The organism is Phocaeicola sp. RTP21198st1_B8_RTP21198_201120, assembly GCF_040929485.1.
GTDB classification, from domain to species: domain Bacteria; phylum Bacteroidota; class Bacteroidia; order Bacteroidales; family Bacteroidaceae; genus Phocaeicola; species Phocaeicola dorei.
This window is the reverse complement of record NZ_JBCOCI010000345.1, coordinates 1-278: the sequence shown is the minus strand read 5'-3', so window position 1 is coordinate 278 and position 278 is coordinate 1. Positions and strand designations below refer to the sequence as shown.

At 41.4% G+C, this 278-nt stretch carries 1 pseudogene; it reads right to left on the bottom strand.

Going from position 1 to position 278, the window contains the following annotated elements:
* A pseudogene (locus AB5935_RS26130) lies at window positions 1-278 on the bottom strand (hypothetical protein); the annotation flags it as partial.

The window sequence follows — 278 nt, the reverse complement described above, 5'->3', positions numbered from 1 at the left end:
GGAGTTGACGACCATAAATCTGCCGGATAGCTTCCTGTATATTTGTCTTTATCTTTTCGGCTTCTATCTTATCTATTGTTTTGAATTGACCGACAAACAGAAGAGGCAAAGCCTTGGAAGTCAACTGTTCCGTACAATGGTGCTGATAGTTATATAAGAAGTCGAACCGGCGGCTGATATCAACCGAAGGTATGCGTGATACTTCCAGCTTTATCTGGTTATTTGCAGAAGAACTGCTTAGATTGTATGAAAGTTCTTTGCTTTGTCCGGCTTCTACC